Source organism: Vibrio sp. 14N.309.X.WAT.E.F5 (genome assembly GCF_030397615.1).
GTDB lineage: Bacteria > Pseudomonadota > Gammaproteobacteria > Enterobacterales > Vibrionaceae > Vibrio > Vibrio lentus.
The window spans coordinates 26,859-39,331 of record NZ_JAPNXR010000011.1; the positions used below are offsets into that span (position 1 = coordinate 26,859).

Genomic DNA, 12,473 nt, shown 5'->3' on the forward strand with positions numbered 1-12,473 from the left:
AGAGTAAAAATTGTTAAGTACAAATCGAATTAAAGCGTTATTTCTAATTAAGTATTTAATGAAATTCAAGGCTTTATTACCACGTCGTACCATTTTATGTTGTTTTGTAATCCACTTTCTAGTCGCTCTTGATGCTCTTATTATTGTCCCATTGAGTTCAACAATAAGCCTGAGCTTAAGAGATGATGCCTCGCAAGCTGGCTACCTTGTTTCAGCCTATGCTATCGCGGCTGCAGTGATATGTTTATTCACGAAAGGCAGTTTAGACCCGAATAGAGAAATTAAACGAGTCTATATTTGCGTTGTAGGTTTAGCGGTAACGACGTGGTTGACATCAGTGGCCTCAGATTTTGATCTCTTGATCGTTTATAGAATGCTCTCGGGACTATTTGGTGGGGCTTTAGCCGTTCTAAACCTGAACTATCTTACGTTGATCTCTTGTGATGACGATAGAAAGCGAAACATTGCTGTTTTACTGAGCTCGTTTCCATTGGCGTTAAGTGCGGGCGTACCGGCGCTTATCATGCTGTCTTCAATGGGGGAATGGCAACTCAGTTTTCAAGTTATTGCAGGATTACTGTTGCTGATTGGCACTGTGGTATCTCTGTCACCATCTATCCAATTAAAAGAGGGGTCTGCAGAATCAGAATTCACTGATAGTCAAAAGTTTAAGTTAGGTGACTATTTATGTAGTCGGGATCTTCGTTTTGCAATTGTGTTGGCTTTCAGCGCTGTACTGGGTACTTTTCTGGTCTCTACGCAGTTCCCAGTGATGCTTGAGGTGAACCTCGGAATATCAGCAACGTTATTAGGATACTGTTATGCCATCAGCGGAACCTGTACCTTCATAGCGATGCAAGCTTTCGCACGTATTAGGGTTACTGATAAAGCAGTTTTTCGCCTCATTGTGTGTTTATCATTGGGCATGGTCATATCTATCGTTTGGGGCTTTGGTTCGCTTAATGTGGGCAGCGCTGCTGTGGCTTTTGTTGTCTTTGTCGTGGTGAGCTCTACTCGGACTTTAGTTCTATCTGTTGAATTAATTAACGCTCTTAGCGTCAACAAACGCACGCTTTTGATTCGTTTACAAAGTTCGTTGCAACATTTTGCTGTGGGTTTTGGGGGATTGCTCAGTAGTGCTCTGGTACAGCCACAATCTGATGCGTCTTTGGATTTCAATACCTTGGTTTATGTGGCGGTTGGTATCGTGCTTTGTACTCCCTGTCTTTGGGTGGCTTACAGCAGAGGGTTAGGCTTGAATGATGCAAAGTGAGTGAAAGTGTTCATTGTGTTGTTGAATGTCTAGGCTACGTTTGCACGTTGTTACTAAGGTTATCTGTGATTAGAATCGTAAAACTGCTTTTCATATGTGGTCAGTTGAATATTGGGTGACTTTGCACGCATAATTGCTCGCTAGGGAAACAGCATAATAACGGTGTTCTAGGATGAACACGCGGTCTGTTGTCATTCTGTGATTAGACCATCTCAATGGACAGGGATTAAACCATGAATGAATATCTGTGTGAGAACTGCACTGTAGCCTATTGTTTTGATGATTGTAACTCGCCATTAGCGCAACGAGATATGATTGAAGTAGAAGAGGCGGTGGATCGTAAAAAAGTAAGCCAAGATCCTGAACTGCTTGAACAAGAAAATTCAGGCATAAAAAATCCCCACAAGCTAAGCTAGTAGGGATTTGGATAAGTTGCAGTCCTGTTCTCGCTTTCTCAAGCAAAGGGTCTTACAAAAATTTTTAGAACAGTGTTATTAACGACAATCGATAAGCTACTTGTCGTAAGTCTTGATTTCACCTGATTTAACGCGAGCAACAAATGATTGCAGTTCTTTCTTCACAACAGGCATTAGGAAGTACAGGCCAAGAATGTTGAAGATAGACATCGCAAAGATAGCCGCATCAGAGAAGTCGATTACCGCGCCAAACTGAATCGTCGCACCAATAACAACAAACACACAAAACATCACTTTGAAAATCAGTTCCGTTGTTTTGCCTTCACCAAATAGGTAAGTCCACGCCTTTAGACCGTAGTACGACCAAGAAATCATGGTAGAAAATGCAAACATGATTACCGCGAGAGCGAGTGTGTATTTAAACACTTCTGCAGTTTCAGTAAACGATGCAGCAGTCAGCGTTACACCCGTTAAACCAGTTCCATCATATGGACCTACGTTTAAGCCTGCGATAGTGATAACCAATGCTGTCATTGTACAAATGATTACCGTATCAACGAATGGTTCTAATAGTGATACAAGACCTTCGGTGATTGGTTCTTTTGTTTTTACGGCTGAGTGAGCGATTGCTGCTGAACCTACACCCGCTTCGTTTGAGAACGTCGCACGTTTCAAACCTTGGATTAAGGCACCAATGAATCCACCAACTACACCTTCGCCAGTAAACGCACCTGTAAAGATTGCACTGAACGCAGGACCAACTTGATCAAGGTTAGAACCGATAACGATGAGAGCCATACCGATATACAGAGCAGCCATCCAAGGAACAACTTTTTCTGTTACAGACGCAATAGAAGGCATACCGCCAACGATAACGGAAAACACTAAGGTTGCGAGTACAAGCCCTGTGATGACACCGTATTCACTCGGTACATCAAATGCGTAAGTGAGCATGGCATGTGCTTGGTTAGCTTGGAACATGTTACCGCCGCCCAACGCACCTAAAATACACATTAAGGCAAAACCAATAGCAAGGGCTTTACCTAATCCACCCAATCCTCTTTCACCAAGACCTTGGCTTAGGTAGTACATTGGACCACCCGAAACAACGCCTGAAGGTAGGATAGTTCGGTATTTTACACCTAAGGTACACTCACAGAATTTAGAAGCCATGCCTAGAAGACCACACAAGATCATCCAGAATGTTGCACCAGGGCCACCAATCGCAAGTGCCGCACCAACGCCGGCAATGTTACCAAGCCCGACGGTTCCAGAAAGAGCCGTTGTAAGAGCTTGAAAGTGAGAAACCTCGCCATCCTCTTTGGAGTTAGGGTCGGTATACTTACCTTTGATAATGTCTATGGCCATGCCAACACGTTTAAATTGAACGAAGCCAAAATAAACAGTAAAGATAATCGCGGCGAGCAAGAGCCAACCAACAATGATTGGGAAGTTCGCTTCACCAAGCGGAACACTTTTAAAAATTAATCCAACGAACCACCCTGTGTAGTCATTGAAAAATCCATCAACACTTTTACTCAAGTTACTGATACTTTGACTAAATGATCCTTCTTCTGCAAATGCACTGGAACTAAATAATAATATAAACCCAAAAAATAATTCACGTATGTTTTTCATGGTTTTCCCTGTCTTTTTATTAAATTATGTTTGTTGCTGTTGTGTTTGTTTCTATTTGATTTTTTATATTTCAGTGGTTTATTTAGTTCATTCGACGACAATATAAACGGCTGTATCTAGGTCGAAAAACGAAACAAATATAAGTACTGATCTTGCTTTGTATGGATATCCTTTTGGAATGTGAACCAATAAGACTATGGCATTCGGCTTGCCACGTCCTACTGATAATCCTATACATAAAAATAATACCATCAAAGAATTTTTTACAATAAATTTACATTTGTTCGGGTTTTGTCATTGTTTTGGAATAAGTCGATGCTTTTTGGATTAGAAAAAGCATATGCAGTCGTAGCTATAGCAACTGGTGAATTGCGCTATGTAGGCTTTTTCCTTTGCTTAAAACGCTTCCCATGAAAACCTGAGCCGTGATTTTGCAGTCAAAGTAACCTAAATCTTAGAGCAACGGACGAAAGTGAGGGTGAGGAGTGGTGGATATGACTAAGAGGGGCAGATTATAAGGAAGTAGGCGAAGTTGAATGTTCGATACGTTTTTGGCGGTTTTTGACTATTGACGACTGAAGATGTAATCCGATCTGAGGATAATAAAAAAGCCCTTTATCAGAGCTTTTAAATGGTTTTTTGAAGAACCATAAATCTGATGGTTCAACATTCTTAGCTAAGCTAGTGGGGACTGACTCGACTGATGCTCTTACTTGATTTATGAAAGAGCTTGAGCGCTAACAGCGATCCCCATAGAGCGACTTGCCCCCATAACAGAGTCCATTGAGACGCCACTTCTTGCCAAGAAGCACCCATCTGATTAAGTGCTAAGAAACCTTGGATCGCCGGTGTACTCGGAAATAGCTGTGATAGCAGTACTAACCATTCAGGCATCATTTCAACGGGCCAGATAAACCCAGAAGAAAAAATGAGTGGCATTGAACTGATTAACACCACAACCGTGACTAACTCTCTTCTTGGAACCAGCTCACCGACAAAAATCCCAATCAAACAACTGGCCAATAAGAAGGGCATGAGTAAGGTCAAAATGTTTGTTATGGAGGCAAGCAGGTTAATGCCATACATCGAAAAGCTTGCGCCGAAGTAATACATCGACAACAGGTAATAAATGCCAACTAAGGTACAACAGCGAGCAAGCATCAGTTTCGCTGGAGAGGTCTTACTCCAATAGCCAAACGTCGATTGAGCGTTTTGTGTTGCACCGACTAAGCCAGAAGCCATAGCCAAGGTTTGTTGTAGGATCAGTACAAAGACGGCTGGAACTACGTAATCGATGTATCCCATGCGACTATTGAAGGTTGGTTTCAGGTTCAAGCTAAACGCGCTGTAGCCTTTTGCAGCCGATTCTAACGGCACACCTTCAACTAACAAGTGGCTGACTTTAACTTGTGCAGCTAACGTGCCACCAGCCTTGGCAAGCCCTTCAACAATGGTTCCGTAGACCAAGAAGTAAGATGCATCACCAGCGTAAGAAAGCGTCGGGCTCTTACCTAGGAGCAGGTCTTTATAGAAGTTCTCTGGGATGACGATGAACCCGCCAATCTCTTGATTAAGAACAGCTTGCTTAGCATCGGCGATGGTGGAGTCTCGGCGTACCAAGTCAATTTGAGACGTGGCATCTACCATTCTTTCTAACTGGTAGCTGCTTTGGCTCTTATCCAAGTTCACAACGGAAGCTTTAAGTTGTTGAGGAACTTGGTTTGCGTAAGGCAACGGATACAAGAATGAATAGAAGACCACACCACCAAATACCGTTAGAAGTACAACAGGGTTGCGCACTACCGCTAACAGTTCTTGCTTGAGCAGTTGAGTAAAGCTCATCGTTTTACTCCTTGTTGTGCTGATGTATCTGGCTGTGCTGACGATGTTGCTTTTGATGATATAGCCAAGTGTTTCTTAATTAATAACACCACCACGAAAGTAGGAATTGCATACCACAACATTGAGGAGAGGCTGATCAGCGATTGTGCCGCGCTCACGCCATAACTGGATTGTGCTGTTTGTACTTCGATGTAGTGACTCACGGGCAATAAGCTTCTCCAGATTTGCGCCGCCGTGTTCATGTCGGTGACTGGAAAAGTAATACCCATGAACGCAAAGCTTGGTGCTGTAAAGGCGCCAGCGAAACTCATCGCCCTTGCTGGATCAAGCGTTAAGAAGAAAAACAAACACCCCATGATGATACAACTGATGACGGTAAGCAGTTGGGCAATGGTTAATGCCACAAAACTGCCGTTAAACGGCCAGTCTAAGAGGACATAGAACCAAAAGCTAAATGCGATACCAAACATCAAAAACAAGACAACATAGGGCGTTAATGTTGACGTTAGTGACTTCAGCGGGGCATTGGATAACCAAGCGTGCAGGCCACGAGCTCTAACGTTCGCCGTTAAAACCAATATCGTGCCCACCACAATCATGATCTGCCATAGAGCCGGAATAACCGCAGAAACCAAGAACTGAGCATAGCTGGTGTTCTTGTTAAACAGTGGCGTAATCTGGCTTTGTACCGTTACCGCTTGCCCCAATGCAGATTGTACCGTGGTATCACCGTGCGAGAGCTGTTTAACCACTTCAAGTTGCGCGTTAAATGTCCCTTGAGCTTGCAACAGAGCCGAGTTCACCAGTTTGCCGATCAAGATAAATTGACTGTTATAGAAAACGGACACTTGCGGGTTCAAGCCTAGGAAAAGGTCTCGGTCAAAGTGTCTTGGTATCACGACGTAACCATAGATATCGCGTTCAATCATCGCTTTCGCCGCTTCACTCGCCGAGCTGTATTTCTGAGTCACTTGTAGGGTAGGTGACGCATCAACAAGGCGCGTGAACTGTTGCGAGATTTGGCTGTGTTCAAGGTCGACAACCGCAACCGGTAAGTCTCGAGCGATCCCTTGTGAAAAAATCAGCCAAATACTGGCGGCAAGCAACAAAGGAATCCAAGTTAGGCAAGACAACAACCATTTGTCTTTACGAACAATCGCCCACTGCCTAAGCAATGTATTTTTCACTCGACGGTGATCAGGTGATTGCGCGCCTCTAGATTGCGAGGCTGTAGATCGAGAGCCTATAGATCGAAAGTTAGCAGACATATGTCACCTAAAGCTCAACCACAAGGCTCATACCCATGCGCAGAGTCTCGCTTGTATCGACGGGGCGAGCTTCTACTTCAAAGGTACGTAAGTCGAAGCCTTGTGCTGCATCCGTTGAACGCCAAGTCGCGAAATCACCCATTACGGCAATATGAGTAACTTGAAAGGTTAACGACTTATCCAGAGCAGGAAGGTAAGCCTCAAATTGGCTGCCTTTCTCAAAATGTTTCAACATATCTTCACGCACGTTGAGCACCGCCCATGCATCTTTAGTGTCAATTACGGTCACAACAGGGAAACCTTGAGGTGCTAACTCGCCACTACTTAATAGTACTTGAGCCACTTCACCACTAAACCAACTGTGGATCTGTGTGTCTTTTGCGTAGGCTTCAACTTCTGCCACGGCGCCAGCCGCCATTAATGCTTTTTGAGCTGCCGCGACTTTGGTTTCGTCACGCGCACCTTCTCGCGCTAACTGGTACATTTGGAAAGCGGCACTCTCGGTGTATTTCGCTGCTTGCCATTGTGTTTTAGCTTCGTCACGTTTTTGCTCGGCAACCACACCATCGTTGTAAAGGTTGTTTACACGTTGGTAAGTTTTGTCCATAAGATCGGCTGCCGCTTTTGCTTTCAACCATTGGTCTTTAGCGGCTTGGATTTGCTGAGTACGAGCACCATTCTCTGCTTGTTTTGCTAAAGCACCAGCGGCTTTTTGACCTGCTTTTGCTTGCTCTAATTTAGCGTCAATTTCTGGGCTAAGTAGGGAGAAGATCAATTCACCTTTCTCAACAGAGTCACCTTTTCGTACGAAAACTTCGTCTATTCGGCCGGGTACTTTAGAAGATATGCTGTATTGCTGCGCATCGATTTGGCCTTGAAGCTTAACCGGCTGTGGTTGGTACGCTTGGTAAAAGCTGTACCCAACCCAGCCAATAATGCCGATGCCAACCAGAGAGAGAATAAGTGGCTTAATAGGTTTCATGAATTATCCTTTTGACTGGCTAGCGGTGTCTGCTTTTGAATCGAAGTCAGACGGGACAGAAGACGTTAAGTAACTTGAATAAGCATTCATTTCACTGGTGAGAGCTAACAGCTTATTAAGAGAAATTAGGTATTTGAATCGAGCAGCAGATTGTTGTGTTTTAATGCTTGCAAGGTACAGCTCAGCATCAACCACTTCTAACGAATTAGATAAGCCTTGAGTGAAGGCTTTTTTACGAAGTGAAAGGTTTTCTTGAGCTAAAGACAGACTTGAGTTGAGGCCTTGAACTTCTTCAATTGCTTGGTTCGCTTCAAGATAGGTCTTTTGTACCAAAACGGTTAAGTCTTGCTTGGCTTGCGACTTGAGGAACTGGACTTGAGACACGGCGCTATGAGCGGCAGCGACTTTGTCGGAACGACCTGATGTGTCAAGTAGCGGTACATTCACACCAATACCGACCAACCAATCGGGTTTCATTTCACTGGCTAGCGAGTCATCTTCGTACAGGCTGTAATCACCGTAAAGGTAAACTTCTGGGTAGTATTTGCCTTTTTCTGCCTTGATTAAGCTACTCGCTTGTTTCTCTTTTGCATCGAGGATTTTAAGGCCTGGGTAGGTCATGAGTGTTTGATCAACAAATACGTCCATATGAGGCAGGTTTTTGTTGATAAAGAGTTGTTCTGAAGGTTCGACACTTTGGCTCTGACCAAGGATCTGTGTCAGCGCTAACTGAGCGATCTTAAGGTCGTTCTGCGCTTTGGTGCGTTCAACAACGGCTTTATCTAAAGAGGCATCCGCCTGCAGGCGTTCTACTCGTGCAATTTGCCCTTGTTGTTCAAGCTTGATAGCGAAATCACGGTGTTGAGTTAAGCCTGCTTCAACGGCTTGACGTGTTTTTACTACATCTTCCGCTAAGATCACCGAGAAGTAATATTTACTTAAGTCTTCGTAGCGAGCTTGTCTTTCCATCAACAACTGGCTTTGCGCCTCTTCGCTTTTACCTTCGGCAGCAGTTTGCGCAGCGGTAATTCTTCCGCCGGTAAAGATAGGCCAAATAGCACGGATGGAAGAGCTGAAGATGTCTTGTTCAGTAATGGTTGAGGTAACGCCGCCAAGCCCACTTAATATAGGCTGAAGAATACCTCCAACTGCGCCTAAGTTTGGCACGCCACTTAAGCTGTCAGTGAACTGTTCACCATTGATAGTCACATCACTATCAAGGTGCGTGTAGTTAGCCCCTAAGGTAATTGAAGGCAAGTTGAGACTACTTGTTGAGTTCTGAAGGTGCTGATAACGCTCAACATTCGCTTGTTGAGCGGCAAGAGAGTTATTGTTCTCTTGTAATATTTGCCACGCTTCTGGGAAAGAGAGCGGGGCTGCATAGCTTGGCGCGCCGATAGTACCGATAAGAATACTGGCAATCGCAAGGCATCGTAATTTTGGTTTGGTCATCTGCATTAAATACCAAATTAGAGTATTAGCTCTAATGTTAACAGGGGGATCATCGTTTGTCTTGAGTTGATTGTCTCACATGAATAGAAACTCTCATAACTCGTTAATTAAATGTAATATATTACGTGATATGGATATTAAAGATCACTGAGACGAAAAGAGCACGACAAAGCGTGCTCTTTAAGTTCAGTATAGAAGCGTTTGTTACAAAATGAAGGGCTTTATTTGAAGCTTGGGCAATGGTGATCGGCACGCCACACCAATTGTCTTGAACCTTGCATGGTTTGTAATAAATCTCTGCCTGACATTTGTGGGAAAGCTAACAACACTTTTAGGTCGAGTGGGGATGTCTCGTCCTTCTCATAAGCTCTGACATGAGTAAAAGTAGATTGTAAGTTTTTGAACAGCATAGCCTTAGTAAGGCAAATTCCAAAATTATCGCGTTTCATTGCCTGGTTTCCTTTTCAACAATGTTTGTACGTTATGTTTTTTATCCTGTTTCGTGTCGACGGTGTCACTCTGCCTATCAGTGTTATTTTATTGGGCGCCGATTGATACGTAGCGCCTCTTCGTTCTCATACTGATTTGTTGTATCAATGGGGTTGGAGAGGTACGCACATTGATAAACGTTCGGTAACGGCGAGTTTGTTATTTCGTAACGTGCTGACACGTCCACTGAGTGAATGATTGTTACCTTTCTGTTAACTGAAAATTCAGTTATCAATGCTGTCTTAAAATTGCGACGCATAGCTTAGTAACAATGAACTTCTGCATATGCAACCATTATAATTGTATTTATTTTAAACAACCTAAAAAACACCTAAAAGCTTAGTGATCTAGCTCAATATTTACTCGTTTATTTGTCTTTTAGAGCTAATCAGTTCTAAAAACAAACAGTCAATCTGGTTGCATAACGTAAAGGAATATCAATTAACAATCCGCTCAATAATTTAGTTGAGTAACAGTCACAAATTCGCATAAGCAAAAAGGCTATACCTTTAACTTGGTGTTAACATTGATGATTAAGCACTAGGGACGGTTTTGTATGAAATGGAGTAATGTCAGCTTTCGAAAAAGATTGTTGATTATCATGACGGTGACTGGCCTTGTTGAACTATTAATACTATCAGCAGCCGGCTTTTCTTATATCAAACAATCTCAAGAGCAAGAGATGGGTTTGAAAGCACTAGGTGTTGCCGATTTTCTTGCCGAGTCTCCAGTTGTCTTGCGTGCTATCCAACAAAACGGAACCATTGATCCCAATGGTGATCCTTATGTTGTATCCGACGAAACTCAAATCAAATTCCGAAACCTGACTCAACTGATTGGCGCTGCCTTTATTGTTGTCGGTGACGAGAAAGGCATTCGCCTGGTTCACCCCTACGACGATAGGTTGGGTAAGCCAATGCGCGGTGGTGACAATCAAAAAGCGCTGATCTTAGGCGAGTCTTATGTGTCGACGGCTAAAGGTTCACTTGGCTTCTCTGTCCGTGGTAAATCTGCGGTAAAAGACCCCCAAGGCACCGTTATTGGGGTAGTGTCAGTGGGTTATCTATTGGATTCTTTGCAAGATCGAATCGAACCTTACTTAGCCTTTTTGATTGTGATGGCGTTGCTGGTGGTTGCCGTCAATGCGGTGATTTCAAGCTATGTGTCTCGTCGTTTTCAGCGCGCTATATTAGGCTTTGAGCCTGAAGAGATAGGTCGCTTATATGTAGAACTTGATGTGACTATGAGTACCGTGAAAGAAGGTATCTTGAGCATTGATAAGAACGGTATTTTGCGCTCAATAAACAAAAGCGCTTGCGATATTTTGTCTATCGACCGAGATAAAGCACTCAATCAGCAACGTCTATCAGATGTGTTGGTGGGCAGTGACTTAGAACAGCTGTTATCGACTGGCGATACCGATCACGATGTTGAGCTGTACCTGAACAATAAGCGAATCATTGCCAACCGCAGCCCAATTATAGTGGCGGGTGAAGTGGTTGGCGCGGTGTCGAGTTTCCGATTACGAGATGAGATTAACGATTTAACCGATCAGCTTTCTCAAACTAAAGAGTATGCAGACTTACTTCGTTCGCAAACGCATGAACATCAAAACAAGCTCAATACGATCAGTGGCTTGATTCAAATGGGCGAGCTGGACTCTGTTCAACAATTGATTGGTCAAGAAACCGCTCATTACCAGAGCTTAATTGAATTCTTAAGAGAGACGGTGAAAGACCCTCTTATTGCAGGCATGCTTTTAGGCAAAACAGAACGAGCTCGAGAGATTGGGTTAGAGCTTAAAGTCGAAGAGGGATCAAGGCTTGAGGCATTACCCGCTTGGTTAAACGCAGAGGATGTCGTGACGATTCTTGGCAACCTGATTGATAACGCGTTTGATGCCACCATGATGTCGATTAAACAAGAAGGGCCAATAGCACCAGCTCGTCGAGTAATCGATGTGTCGATCAGCGATTTTGGCAATGAAATCATAGTGGAAGTCGAAGACAAGGGGTGTGGTCTGCCAAAACACTTGGCAACCAATGCGCTTACCGAAAAAGGCGTATCGAGTAAAGCGAAGCAGAACCGAGGGGTTGGTTTGTATCTCATTAAGCAACTTGCCGATCGTTATCAAGGGCAACTAGAAATGGTTGATAACCCTGATTTTGGGTCACGCATGACGGTGTATTTACCGAAAGAAGAACAAAAATAATAATTGAGCACGGAGCGATCGAATAAAGATCGTCGTGACAGGAATACAATGGTTAAAGGAAGAACATAAATGAACGCAATCACGAGAGTCATGGTCATTGAAGATGATATTGCGATTGCAGAGCTTCACCATCGCTATTTAGAACAGATGGGTGGCTTTGATGTGGTCGGGATTGCGACCACACAGTCTGAAGCGTTAATGCAGTTAGATATCTTAAAACCTGATTTGGTTTTATTGGATGTGTATCTGCCGGACGGATGCGGACTTGATATTTTGAACCACGTTCGTGGCAGTAATCAGGGCTGTGATGTGATTCTGATTACCGCCGCTCGAGATGTCGACACACTGCAACAGGCGATGCGCGGTGGAGTCGTCGACTATCTACTGAAACCTGTGATGTTTCCTCGCTTGGAAGCGGCACTGAAAAAGTACCAATCGCAACAACAAGAATTTGAAAGTGTGTCTGACTTAAACCAAGGCTTGGTTGACAAGATGCTGCAAGCCAATGCCAAGGCCGATTCTCGAAAGGTTTCTACGTTACCTAAAGGGATCGATGGAGTAACGCTTGATAAAATTAGAGCCATTTTTCAACAAGCCGACATCGCTGATATTACTGCGGATGAGGCAGGCGAACGCATTGGAGCAAGCCGAACGACAGCTCGACGCTATTTGGAATTTCTCATCACAACTGGCGAGTTAGTGGCTGACTTAAACTATGGCACAGTAGGGCGACCTGAACGTTGCTATAACAAGCCGAGAAAGTAGTCGCGCTCAACAAATGTGACTTCCCCAAGACAAATAACAACAGACACAATCCCGTTCTTATTCAACTGTAAAACAAGTTGAATAAGAACGGTTTACTTTTTAACACCAATCTACTACTCACTCCACAGACCAGATG

The 12,473-nt window shown here is 43.7% G+C and carries 10 protein-coding genes; 4 read left to right on the forward strand and 6 right to left on the reverse strand.

Annotated elements, in window-relative coordinates:
• Nucleotides 1-10: 10 nt before the first annotated feature.
• Together OW495_RS13590 and OW495_RS13595 are read left to right on the forward strand one after the other, a co-directional pair.
• Complete coding sequence (locus tag OW495_RS13590) at nucleotides 11-1,273, forward strand: MFS transporter (RefSeq protein WP_102513392.1); 1,263 nt, start codon at nucleotides 11-13, stop codon at nucleotides 1,271-1,273.
• Between the two features lie 233 nt (nucleotides 1,274-1,506).
• Nucleotides 1,507-1,689, forward strand: a complete 183-nt coding sequence (locus OW495_RS13595) for a hypothetical protein (RefSeq protein WP_102315299.1) — start codon at nucleotides 1,507-1,509, stop codon at nucleotides 1,687-1,689.
• Between the two features lie 96 nt (nucleotides 1,690-1,785).
• On the opposite strand, the gene OW495_RS13600 is transcribed toward OW495_RS13595, so the two are convergent.
• The 6 genes from OW495_RS13600 to OW495_RS13625 form a co-directional block, all read right to left on the reverse strand.
• A complete protein-coding gene (locus tag OW495_RS13600) occupies nucleotides 1,786-3,327 on the reverse strand; it encodes an alanine/glycine:cation symporter family protein (RefSeq protein ID WP_065104025.1) in 1,542 nt (513 codons plus the stop codon).
• 681 nt (nucleotides 3,328-4,008) lie between these two features.
• The gene (locus OW495_RS13605) at nucleotides 4,009-5,169 is read right to left on the reverse strand and encodes an ABC transporter permease (protein ID WP_102513391.1); all 1,161 of its coding nucleotides are present in this window, start codon (nucleotides 5,167-5,169) and stop codon (nucleotides 4,009-4,011) included.
• Nucleotides 5,166-6,437: an ABC transporter permease gene (locus OW495_RS13610; protein ID WP_102513390.1), complete on the reverse strand. Its 1,272-nt coding sequence runs from the start codon at nucleotides 6,435-6,437 to the stop codon at nucleotides 5,166-5,168. Before OW495_RS13610 ends, OW495_RS13605 begins: the two co-directional genes overlap by 4 nt.
• A 7-nt stretch (nucleotides 6,438-6,444) precedes the next feature.
• On the reverse strand, nucleotides 6,445-7,419 hold the full coding sequence (locus tag OW495_RS13615) for an efflux RND transporter periplasmic adaptor subunit (RefSeq protein ID WP_065104022.1): 975 nt from the start codon (nucleotides 7,417-7,419) through the stop codon (nucleotides 6,445-6,447).
• Nucleotides 7,420-7,422: 3 nt separating this feature from the next.
• On the reverse strand, nucleotides 7,423-8,877 hold the full coding sequence (locus tag OW495_RS13620) for a TolC family protein (RefSeq protein WP_017108186.1): 1,455 nt from the start codon (nucleotides 8,875-8,877) through the stop codon (nucleotides 7,423-7,425).
• A gap of 215 nt (nucleotides 8,878-9,092) precedes the next feature.
• Nucleotides 9,093-9,320 (reverse strand): hypothetical protein, encoded by a 228-nt coding sequence (locus OW495_RS13625; RefSeq protein ID WP_017110762.1) that lies wholly within the window; start codon nucleotides 9,318-9,320, stop codon nucleotides 9,093-9,095.
• 641 nt (nucleotides 9,321-9,961) lie between these two features.
• Between OW495_RS13625 and OW495_RS13630 the strand changes: the two genes are divergently transcribed.
• Entirely contained in the window at nucleotides 9,962-11,572 is a 1,611-nt protein-coding gene (locus OW495_RS13630; protein WP_198599785.1) for a sensor histidine kinase, read from the forward strand.
• A 69-nt stretch (nucleotides 11,573-11,641) separates the two neighbouring features.
• Nucleotides 11,642-12,337 carry a response regulator gene (locus OW495_RS13635; protein WP_017108183.1) on the forward strand — a complete coding sequence of 232 codons (696 nt, stop codon included), beginning with the start codon at nucleotides 11,642-11,644 and terminating at the stop codon, nucleotides 12,335-12,337.
• Nucleotides 12,338-12,473: the final 136 nt, after the last annotated feature.

Excerpts from the sequence above, each read along its gene's own strand:
- OW495_RS13615 (WP_065104022.1), bottom strand. The coding sequence starts at position 7,419 with ATGAAACCTATTAAGCCACTTATTCTCTCTCTGGTTGGCATCGGCATT.
- OW495_RS13605 (WP_102513391.1), bottom strand. The coding sequence starts at position 5,169 with ATGAGCTTTACTCAACTGCTCAAGCAAGAACTGTTAGCGGTAGTGCGC.
- OW495_RS13630 (WP_198599785.1), top strand. The coding sequence starts at position 9,962 with ATGACGGTGACTGGCCTTGTTGAACTATTAATACTATCAGCAGCCGGC.
- OW495_RS13610 (WP_102513390.1), bottom strand. The coding sequence starts at position 6,437 with ATGTCTGCTAACTTTCGATCTATAGGCTCTCGATCTACAGCCTCGCAA.
- OW495_RS13595 (WP_102315299.1), top strand. The coding sequence starts at position 1,507 with ATGAATGAATATCTGTGTGAGAACTGCACTGTAGCCTATTGTTTTGAT.
- OW495_RS13625 (WP_017110762.1), bottom strand. The coding sequence starts at position 9,320 with ATGAAACGCGATAATTTTGGAATTTGCCTTACTAAGGCTATGCTGTTC.
- OW495_RS13620 (WP_017108186.1), bottom strand. The coding sequence starts at position 8,877 with ATGCAGATGACCAAACCAAAATTACGATGCCTTGCGATTGCCAGTATT.
- OW495_RS13600 (WP_065104025.1), bottom strand. The coding sequence starts at position 3,327 with ATGAAAAACATACGTGAATTATTTTTTGGGTTTATATTATTATTTAGT.
- OW495_RS13635 (WP_017108183.1), top strand. The coding sequence starts at position 11,642 with ATGAACGCAATCACGAGAGTCATGGTCATTGAAGATGATATTGCGATT.